The 8,088-nt window shown below is 69.8% G+C and carries 6 protein-coding genes and 1 riboswitch; of the genes, 2 read left to right on the forward strand and 4 right to left on the reverse strand.

Annotation, left to right across the window (positions count from 1 at the left end; genetic code table 11):
* The first annotated feature begins 145 nt into the window (after positions 1-145).
* Positions 146-883: a D-Ala-D-Ala carboxypeptidase family metallohydrolase gene (locus ACFU8Q_RS36275; RefSeq protein ID WP_384462827.1), complete on the forward strand. Its 738-nt coding sequence runs from the start codon at positions 146-148 to the stop codon at positions 881-883.
* A 63-nt stretch (positions 884-946) separates the two neighbouring features.
* On the opposite strand, the gene ACFU8Q_RS36280 is transcribed toward ACFU8Q_RS36275, so the two are convergent.
* The gene (locus ACFU8Q_RS36280; protein WP_384462842.1) at positions 947-2,863 is read right to left on the reverse strand and encodes a family 20 glycosylhydrolase; all 1,917 of its coding nucleotides are present in this window, start codon (positions 2,861-2,863) and stop codon (positions 947-949) included.
* A 98-nt stretch (positions 2,864-2,961) separates the two neighbouring features.
* On the reverse strand, positions 2,962-3,936 hold the full coding sequence (locus ACFU8Q_RS36285) for a helix-turn-helix domain-containing protein (RefSeq protein WP_384462830.1): 975 nt from the start codon (positions 3,934-3,936) through the stop codon (positions 2,962-2,964).
* A gap of 81 nt (positions 3,937-4,017) precedes the next feature.
* On the opposite strand from ACFU8Q_RS36285, the gene ACFU8Q_RS36290 reads away from it, so the two are divergent.
* The gene (locus ACFU8Q_RS36290) at positions 4,018-4,230 is read left to right on the forward strand and encodes a hypothetical protein (RefSeq protein ID WP_384462833.1); all 213 of its coding nucleotides are present in this window, start codon (positions 4,018-4,020) and stop codon (positions 4,228-4,230) included.
* A gap of 11 nt (positions 4,231-4,241) precedes the next feature.
* Here ACFU8Q_RS36290 and ACFU8Q_RS36295 read toward each other — a convergent pair whose 3' ends face one another.
* A complete protein-coding gene (locus ACFU8Q_RS36295) occupies positions 4,242-5,276 on the reverse strand; it encodes a ribonucleotide-diphosphate reductase subunit beta (RefSeq protein WP_384462836.1) in 1,035 nt (344 codons plus the stop codon).
* A complete protein-coding gene (locus tag ACFU8Q_RS36300) occupies positions 5,276-7,690 on the reverse strand; it encodes a ribonucleoside-diphosphate reductase subunit alpha (protein ID WP_384462839.1) in 2,415 nt (804 codons plus the stop codon). Before ACFU8Q_RS36300 ends, ACFU8Q_RS36295 begins: the two co-directional genes overlap by 1 nt.
* 138 nt (positions 7,691-7,828) lie before the next feature.
* Positions 7,829-7,964: riboswitch (cobalamin riboswitch) on the reverse strand.
* Positions 7,965-8,088: the final 124 nt, after the last annotated feature.

Genomic DNA, 8,088 nt, shown 5'->3' on the forward strand with positions numbered 1-8,088 from the left:
GGTCTCCCTCGCGAGGGAGACCGGGCCCGCCGGTTCTTCCTCCTGGGCGGATCGTCAACCGCCGTTCGTCCGTGTGCAGTTGACGCGCGTTGACTCGTCCGACAAGCTCTCTCACCACATCTACGTCATGGTAGGGAGCCCCCACATGCTCAGACGCACCGCCCGACTGCTGCTCGGCTTTGTCATGACCATGGCTTTCGCCTTGGGTGGTGCCGTGGTCACTGCCGGCACCGCACAGGCCGACGGCTGCTACACCTGGACCCGCACCCTGTCCCCCGGCGCCACCGGCAATGACGTCGTCCAGCTCCAGATACGGGTGGCCGGCTACCCCGGCTACAACTCCGTGCTCGCCGTCGACGGCTCCTACGGACCGGCCACGACCGCCGCCGTCAAGCGCTTCCAGGCCGCCTACGGCCTCGCCGCCGACGGCATCGCGGGCCCGGCCACCCAGGCCAAGATCTATGAGCTCCAGGACAACGACTGCACCCCGATCCACTTCACGTACGCCGAGCACAACCAGTGCAATACGACCTGGGCGGGTGGTGCCGTCGCGGCGGGCACGGCGAAGGCCAACGCCCTGAGCACCATGTGGAAGCTGGAGGCGCTGCGGCACGCGCTCGGTGACCAGTCGATCCGGATCACCAGCGGCTTCCGCTCCACGTCCTGCAACAGCGCGGTCGGCGGCGCGTCCAACAGCCGCCATCTGTACGGGGACGCGGCCGACCTCGGAGCCGGACCGCACGCCCTGTGCACCCTCGCCAAGGAGGCCCGCAACCACGGCTTCAACGGGATCCTCGGCCCGGGCTACCCCGACCACGGCGACCACGTCCACGTCAACCAGGGCCCCAGCCACTTCTGGTCGGCGCCGAACTGCGGAATCTGACGCACGAGAGCCCCGTACGCCGGTCCGTCCGAATCGGCGTACGGGGCCCTTCCGTGTCCTGTGTCAGACGGTCCTTGCCGCGAGCCGCGTCGCGCCCGTCGTCTGGACCGCGGCGCCGTCCGACGCCCGCTCCGTCAGATGGAGCTGCGAAATCGCGTTGCGCAGGGTCACCGCGCCCGCCCCGGTGTCCAGCTGCCAGCGCTGGGTACGCGCCGTCGCCGAGCAGGCCCCGAGCGACAGCTCGGCCCCGACCTCCAGCGGCGCGCCCAGGTACTTCTTTCCGCGCACCGCGTCCAGGCACTGGCCGGTCTCGGCGGAGCGCACCGTGTAGTACCCGTCGGCGGTGGCCGACAGCGTCCAGGAGGCCGCGGCGCCGCGGACCAGGGACACGCCCGCGTCCGCGGCGGGGGCGAGTGCCCGGTCGCCCGCGGTCAGCCGGTACGTGCCGTCGGCGAGCGGGGTGCGGTCGGTGTTCGACCAGCCCGGCGCGTGACCGATCTTGTGGGCCAGCGCCTCGAAACCGGCATACGTCGCGCTCGGCTTCGGGCCGCCCCAGGTGGCCTGCGCCAGGAAGCGCAACGGCATGAACGTCTTCGCCTCGACCTCGTTCTCGGTCTCGGCCGCGGCGCTGTCCGGCCACAGGCTGATCTTGGCCCCGGTGAGGTTCGCCGCCGTCGCGGGCAGCGTCTCGCCCTCGAAGCGCAGGGGCGTCCAGTCGCTCTCGTAGAGCTTCTGCGTCTGCGTCGTGTAGCCGCCGCGCACCAGGTAGAGCGCGTACGCGGAGTTCATGACCTGGCGGCCCTCGGCGAGCAGCGCGGACGGCTTCTGAATGGCGCCGCCGCCCAGCCAGTGCTCCACGGTGACGTCACGGTTCAGCGGGACGACGCCGTTCCTGCCCGCCAGACCGTCGTTCCAGATGCGCAGGGACCGGCCGTCGGCGCGCACATGCGCGTCGACCTGGTTGATGAAATCGACGAAGAGATCGTCGGGGGTCGCGCTCGCGCCGAACTTCGCGGTCGCCGCGGTCTGCAGCTGCGGATAGTTCGGGTACGAGGAGCCGATCATGTACTCGTCGGCCCCCATGTGCCAGGAGCGGGTGTCCCACACGCGCAGCGCCTCGTCGACCATCGAGGTGTAGTACGTCAGCGCCTCGGGCCGGGAGATGTCGAGCCGGGGCGGGGACGCGACCCCGTTCCTGTCCTTGAGCTGGAGCTCCGGGTGATCCTCCAGATAGGTGTCCATGTGGCCGGGGGAGTTGATCTCCGGCACCAGCTCGATGTGGTACTTCTTCGCCAGCGCGACCAGGGTGCGGACCTGAGGCTTCGTGTAGTAGCCCCAGAACGCCGACGCCGGGTCGGTGTCGCTCCTGACCTTGGCCTCGATCCACAGCTGGTTGAGCTTCTGGGAGGCCATGTCCTTCATCAGCCGCTCGAACCACGGGATCGAGACGTTGATGTAGCAGGCACACACCCCGACCCCGCGCTCCCGGTACGCCGGCACATCGGTCGCCGAACCGCGCGCGGCCCGGCCGTCGTCGTTCAGCAGTTGGAGGACGGTCCGCGAACCGTAGAAGACGCCGGTGGAGGTCGCGGCCGTGACGGTGACCCGGTCGCCGACATCGAGCCGGTAGCCCTCCGCGCCCAACGAGCCCTTCAGGGAGGGGTCCTGACGCAGCACGATGTCACCGGAACGGGCGGCTGCCCGACCCTGCGACACCGACGCGGTTCCCCGCAGCTCACCGGCGAAACGGCGCGCGTCGGCGGCCGTACGACTGTCATGCGTCCCGTCCAGCACGATCCTCGCACGGCCGGTCAGCGTGAACTCGCCGTCGCCGGCCTGCCATTGCCGCAGCGAGGGCAGCACTTCCGGCGGGGCCGCGGCGGCGGAGGTGTCGTCGGCCGAGGCGCTCTGCCAGGGCAGGAGCGCGGCGGCGAGCGCAGCCACCACGGCCCCGATAGTCCTTCGTCTTGCCATCCGCATCATCATGCGACCGACCCTCTTGGGACACGGTGGCCGCGGTCCATGGACAGATGTGGCGAACGGTTGGACGAATGATCGGACGTCAGACCTTTTGCGGATCAGGCCACTTCGGACATCGCGCCCGGACCGCGAAAGGTTCGGCGGTACGCGTTCGGCGTGGTGCCCAACGACCGTACGAACTGGTGACGTAGTGCGGCGGCCGTGCCGAAGCCGGTGCGCCCGGCGATCGTATCCATCGTTTCGTCGGATGTCTCCAGCAGGTGTTGTGCCAGCAGAACCCGCTGGCGGAGCAGCCAGCGGTACGGGGTGGTGCCGGTCTCCTGCTGGAAGCGGCGGGCGAAGGTGCGCGGCGACATGTGCGCCTGTGCGGCCAGCTGGTCGACGGTCATCTCCTGATCGAGGTGGCGCTCCATCCAGGCCAACGTCTCCCCGACCGTGTCGCACGAGGTGCGGGGCAGCGGCCGCTCGATGTACTGCGCCTGGCCGCCGTCGCGGTGCGGCGGGACCACCATGCGGCGGGCCAGCGTGTTGGCGACATCGGGGCCGTACTCCTGCCGGACCAGGTGCAGACAGGCGTCGATCCCGGCCGCCGTGCCTGCCGAGCTGATGACGGCGCCCTCGTCCACGTACAGCACATCGGGTTCGACGACGGCCAGCGGGAAACGGCGGGCCAGCTCCGTCGTATGGCGCCAGTGGGTGGTGCAGCGGCGCCCGTCCAGCAGTCCGGCCGCGCCGAGTACGTACGCGCCGGAGCAGACGCTCATCACGCGGGCGCCCCGGTCCACCGCCCGGCGCAGGGCGTCGAGGACCTCCTCGGGATAGTCCCGCCGGGCGAAGTCGCTGCCGGCCGGTACGGCGATGAGGTCCGCCTCCTCCAGGCGGTCGAGGCCGTACGGCGTGCTGATGGTGAATCCGGCGTGGGTCCGCAGCACCGGGCCCTCGGCGGAGACCACGGCGAAATCGTGCACCGGCAGGCCCACGTCGCTGCGGTCGAGGCCGAAGACCTCGCACAGCACGCCCAGTTCGAAGGGGTGCACCTCGTCGAGCAGCAGAGCGGCGACATTTTTCAGCATGGAGCCAGTGTGGCAGTAATTCGATGCTCCATGACAGTCCTGCCACTGCCGGATCGCGTCCGCGTGGACGAGAGTGGAGTCATGAACACAATCATGAACTTCCTGGGCACAGCCGTACTTTTCGCCCTCGTCCTGCTCCCCGCGCTGCTCGGACTCGCCCGCGAGCGCCGCATCGACCGCGAGCTGCGCGCCGCGGAACGGGCCCGGAGCGACGGACCCCCGGAAACGGCGGACGCCGCGCAGCCCGTCACGGCTGCGCGGCGCCCCTACCTCAGAAGCTGGGCCAGGATCTAGGCCTTACGGCCCTAGAAGTCGTCGTCGAAGGCGACCGAGCCCTCCACCGCCACCTGGTACGCCGACGGTCGGCGCTCGAAGAAGTTCGTCAGCTCCTGCACGCCCTGCAACTCCATGAACGAGAACGGGTTCTCGGAGCCGTACACCGCCGGGAAGCCCAGCCGGGTGAGCCGCTGGTCGGCCACGCACTCCAGGTACTGCCGCATCGACTCCGTGTTCATGCCCGGCAGACCGTCACCGCACAGATCGCGGCCGAACTGCAGCTCGGCCGCCACGGCCTCCTTCAGCATGTCGGTGACCTGCTGCTGGAGCTCCTCGTCGAAGAGGTCCGGCTCCTCCTTGCGGACGGTGTCCACGACCTCGAACGCGAAGTTCATGTGCATCGTCTCGTCACGGAACACCCAGTTGGTGCCCGTGGCGAGACCGTGCAGCAGACCCCGCGAGCGGAACCAGTACACGTACGCGAACGCGCCGTAGAAGAACAGCCCCTCGATGCACGCCGCGAAGCAGATCAGGTTCAGCAGGAAGCGACGGCGGTCGGCCTTCGTCTCCAGACGCTCGATCTTCTCGACCGAATCCATCCACTTGAAGCAGAACCGCGCCTTCTCACGGATGGACGGAATCTCCTCGACCGCGTCGAACGCGGCGGCACGGTCGTCCGGATCGGGCAGATAGGTGTCCAGCAGCGTCAGATAGAACTGGACGTGCACGGCCTCCTCGAAGAGCTGACGCGAGAGATACAGCCGCGCCTCGGGGGAGTTGATGTGCTTGTACAGCGTCAGCACGAGGTTGTTGGAGACGATCGAGTCACCCGTCGCGAAGAACGCGACGAGCCGGCCGATCATGTGCTGCTCGCCGGGGGACAGCTTGGCGAGGTCGGCGACGTCGGAGTGCAGATCGACCTCCTCCACCGTCCAGGTGTTCTTGATCGCGTCGCGGTAGCGCTCGTAGAAGTCCGGGTAGCGCATGGGGCGCAGGGTCAGTTCGAAGCCCGGGTCGAGCAGGTTCTTGTCGCGCGTGGTCTTCTCGGATTCGGTGGAGCTCATCACTGGCAGGCCTCGCAGGACTCGGGGTTTTCGAGGGAGCAGGCGATCGCGTCCGCGTCGGGCGCCGAGGCCTGCTGTACGGGAATGGGGGCGGTGGTGGCCGCGGCCTGGCCGGAGGCGGCGCGGGCGATCCGGGTCGCCGGGCGCGAGCGCAGGTAGTACGTCGTCTTCAGCCCCTGCTTCCAGGCGTACGCGTACATCGAGGAGAGCTTGCCGATCGTCGGCGTCTCCATGAAGAGGTTCAGCGACTGGCTCTGGTCGAGGAACGGGGTACGGGCCGCCGCCATGTCGATCAGTCCGCGCTGCGGGATCTCCCACGCCGTGCGGTACAGCGCCCGCACGTCCGCCGGGATCCAGGCGAAGCCCTGCACGGAGCCGCTCGCCTCACGCAGCGCCTCACGGGTCCGCGCGTCCCACACGCCGAGCTGCTTCAGCTCCTCCACCAGATACGCGTTCACCTGGAGGAACTCACCGCTGAGCGTCTCGCGCTTGAAGAGGTTGGAGACCTGCGGCTCGATGCACTCGTACACACCCGCGATCGAGGCGATCGTCGCCGTCGGCGCGATGGCGAGCAGCAGCGAGTTGCGCATCCCGGTCTTCGCGACCCGGGCGCGCAGCGCCTCCCAGCGCTCCGGCCAGTTCAGCTCGGTGTCGTAGTGGTCGGGGTGCAGCACACCGCGCGCGGCCCGCGTCTCGGTCCAGGCCGGCAGCGGGCCCGACCGCTCGGCGAGCTCGCAGGAGGCCTCGTACGCCGCGAGCATGATCCGCTCGGAGATCCGCGTGGAGAGCGCGCGGGCCTCGGGGGAGTCGAACGGCAGCCGCAGCCGGAAGAAGACGTCCTGCAGGCCCATGGCTCCGAGGCCCACCGGGCGCCACTTCGCGTTGGAGCGGCCGGCCTGCTCGGTCGGGTAGAAGTTGATGTCGACGACCCGGTCGAGGAAGGTCACGGCGGTACGGACGGTCGCGTCCAGCCGCTCCCAGTCGATGGAACCGTCGGCGACGAACGCGCCGAGGTTGACCGAACCCAGGTTGCAGACGGCCGTCTCGCCGTCGTCGGTGACTTCGAGGATCTCGGTGCACAGATTCGACGAGTGGACGACGCGGCCCGGCTCGGCGGTCTGGTTCGCGGTCCGGTTGGAGGCGTCCTTGAACGTCATCCAGCCCTGGCCGGTCTGCGCCAGGGTCCGCATCATCCGGCCGTACAGCTCACGGGCCGGCATCGACTTGCGGGCCAGACCCTTGGCCTCGGCGGCCCGGTACGCGGCGTCGAACGCGTCGCCCCACAGGTCGACCAGTTCGGGGACGTCGGCGGGCGAGAACAACGACCAGTCGCCGTCCGCGTCGACCCGGCGCATGAACTCGTCCGGGATCCAGTGCGCCAGGTTGAGGTTGTGCGTACGCCGCTGGTCCTCACCCGTGTTGTCGCGCAGCTCCAGGAACTCCTCGATGTCCGCGTGCCAGGTCTCCAGGTAGACGGCGGCGGCGCCCTTGCGACGACCGCCCTGGTTGACCGCGGCGACGGACGCGTCGAGCGTCTTCAGGAACGGCACGATGCCGTTGGAGTGCCCGTTGGTGCCACGGATCAGCGAACCGCGGGCGCGAATACGCGAGTACGAGAGGCCGATGCCACCCGCGTGCTTCGAGAGCCGCGCCACCTGGTGGTAGCGGTCGTAGATGGAGTCGAGCTCGTCGAGCGGGGAGTCCAGCAGGTAGCAGGAGGACATCTGCGGGTGCCGGGTGCCGGAGTTGAACAGGGTCGGCGAGGACGGCAGATAGTCGAGCCGGCTCATCAGCCCGTACAGCGCCGCGACTTCGTCCAGGGCACGCTCCGAGTCGTTCTCGGCGAGCCCGGACGCGACCCGCAGCATGAAGTGCTGGGGTGTCTCGATGACCTGGCGGGTGTGCGGGTGGCGCAGCAGATAGCGGCTGTGCAGGGTCCGCAGTCCGAAGTAGCCGAAGCGGTCGTCGGCGCCGTCGGCCAGCGAACGCTCCACCAGCGCGTCGAGGGCGGCCGCGTGCAGCGCGACGAACTCGGCGGTGCGGTCCGCGATCAGGCCCTCGCGGTGCCCGACGGCGACCGAGGCGGAGAAGGAGACGGCGCCCTGGTCGGACGCCTCGTCGGCGATGGCGAGGGTCAGGAGCCGGGCGGCGAGGCGGGAGTAGGCGGGGTCCTCGGAGATCAGCCCCGCGGCGGCCTCGGTGGCCAGCGCGCGCAGTTCGGTCTCGTCCGCCCGGGCGCTGCGGCCGCGCAGCGCGGCGGCGGCGACGCGACCGGGGTCGGTGTCGGGCAGATCGACGGTGAGGCCGGTCAGGGTCCGCAGCAGTGCGGTTCCCGGTCCGTCGTGTGCGGTTGCCTCGGACTCGGCTGCTTCGGACACGGCGGCTGAAGCCGGATCGGCTGGCGCGATGGTCACGTGGTGCTCTCCCTCGCTCGGCTCGGGGCCGGCGGGGAACGGGGCAGCCGGACAGAGGCGGGCCCGGGTCGGGGCAGCACTCCGTACGGCGTCCACCGGCCCAACCGCGAGGCCCGGACGTCTGGCATCCGGTTCGGTCGAGCCGGATGCACTGTCGGCAGGTCCTCGGACTTACTCGGGGGTGCGCAAAAGCGCACCGAACATACCGTTGCGGGACAGTTCCGGATTCGCACCGGATTCCCCTGCGGCGACAGCGAGCATGAGCATACATGTGGGGGCCGCCCGATGAGGCAGCCCCCACATGTTGTGTTGCGCAACATGACTCTGAACGTGCGTACAGCCCGCCGCTGAGCGCACGGACGGCCCGCCGCGCCCCGCTGGAGGGGGCTCGACGGGCC

The sequence above is a fragment of the Streptomyces sp. NPDC057543 genome (genome assembly GCF_042801895.1).
Taxonomy (GTDB): Bacteria; Actinomycetota; Actinomycetes; order Streptomycetales; family Streptomycetaceae; genus Streptomyces.

What these genes read in the sequence shown, in the direction of transcription:
- ACFU8Q_RS36275 (WP_384462827.1), top strand. Translation starts at nt 146, where the DNA reads ATGCTCAGACGCACCGCCCGACTGCTGCTCGGCTTTGTCATGACCATG.
- ACFU8Q_RS36280 (WP_384462842.1), bottom strand. Translation starts at nt 2,863, where the DNA reads ATGCGGATGGCAAGACGAAGGACTATCGGGGCCGTGGTGGCTGCGCTC.
- ACFU8Q_RS36285 (WP_384462830.1), bottom strand. Translation starts at nt 3,936, where the DNA reads ATGCTGAAAAATGTCGCCGCTCTGCTGCTCGACGAGGTGCACCCCTTC.
- ACFU8Q_RS36290 (WP_384462833.1), top strand. Translation starts at nt 4,018, where the DNA reads ATGAACACAATCATGAACTTCCTGGGCACAGCCGTACTTTTCGCCCTC.
- ACFU8Q_RS36295 (WP_384462836.1), bottom strand. Translation starts at nt 5,276, where the DNA reads ATGAGCTCCACCGAATCCGAGAAGACCACGCGCGACAAGAACCTGCTC.